At 34.1% G+C, this 1,293-nt stretch carries 1 protein-coding gene; it reads right to left on the bottom strand.

Features of this window, described 5'->3' with window-relative positions; translation table 11 throughout:
* Window positions 1-1,149: 1,149 nt before the first annotated feature.
* Window positions 1,150-1,293: PhnA domain-containing protein (locus ACFIKE_RS10745; RefSeq protein WP_375649892.1), on the bottom strand; the 144-nt coding region annotated here is incomplete at its 5' end.

Raw genomic sequence — 1,293 nt, 5'->3', positions numbered from 1 at the left:
CCACAATAAATATTGACCTCAATAGGTAAAATAACCACACCGATTGCCCCTCTTCAACAGCGCTCAAACATGGAGTGTAACAATCTTGCGTCATTTTATTCCTGAAATTTTAAAAGTAAGCTATGCAGCCATAAAAATACAGTACTGTTAAAAAAATCTGTCCAATAATAATACCTTCACTCACCTTTCACCTCCATATATGCCTTAAAAAGGTTTTAAAGCCCCTTTTAAGAAGCATCGGTTGTTTCACAACAAACCCAATAATGATATCCACAGAAGTACAAAACATGGGCATGCACTTTAAATTTATTTTGTTTTATAATCTTGTCATGCAATTTTAACTAGGAAAACACGACCCGTTACAAAAAAAAGAAAACCCAAAAAAGAAAACATTGTAAGATAGAGTGCCCATTTGCTCCATCTTTCTCACTTCTCCCAACGATAAAATCACGCAAAATACTTCTTGTAGCAGCCAATCAACAAAGATCACATTTTGCAACTTGAATGAGAATTCTGGCATTCTTCTTATTTCAATTCTGTTTTTATTGTATCAATCAAAATCGTCCGCTTACACAGCACAAACTGGATAATAACAAAAACTATTTTTAATAGCTCTTATACACACTTTTTATAAGAGACTGTTGCAGCACTAAAAACTGGAAAATGCATAACCGTACGACCTTATCAAGATCATACCGTCCTTTTTCTATTCTTAAAATCAAGAATTTCCCCTCTATCATTTTCAATCTCATTTCCATAAATATGACGCAAACGGCGGAATTACCTGTAAAAAATAAATACATTTAAGCTAGATCTATTATGATTGTTTGAGAAATTATCTGATAAAAAATGAGAATATTTCTTCAATCCAGCAGGAATAAGTTTGTCTGCTTTACCGCGTTGTTCTTCTCATAAAGCACATACTTTTACTGTCGCATGTACGTCAACATCCAACTTCACCCATAACTGCGTATTAAAAGAAAAGACAGAGCCACTATTCCTCTGCGATACATGGCTTTGCAATAAAGGAAAATATATTGCCTCTATCTGATTGGTGTAATCTGTGAAACAACAAAAAAAGCCCATTCGAGAAGAATGTAAAAATAAAAAACCAGCGAAATGCAAAAACAATTGCAAGGGGATAAATGCCTAAACTTTTTTCACAAACTCCGACTTTAAACTCATCTGACCAATCCCTGGAATTTTGCAATCAATGTTATGATCCCCATCCACCAAGCGAATATTCTTTACCTTAGTACCACCTTTTAAAACAGATGAAGCGCCTTTTACTTT

The sequence above is a fragment of the Bartonella sp. MU70NMGDW genome (assembly GCF_042194085.1).
Lineage (GTDB): Bacteria > Pseudomonadota > Alphaproteobacteria > Rhizobiales > Rhizobiaceae > Bartonella > Bartonella grahamii.
Note: the sequence above shows the minus strand (reverse complement) of the source record. Positions and strands in the feature narration are given on the sequence as shown.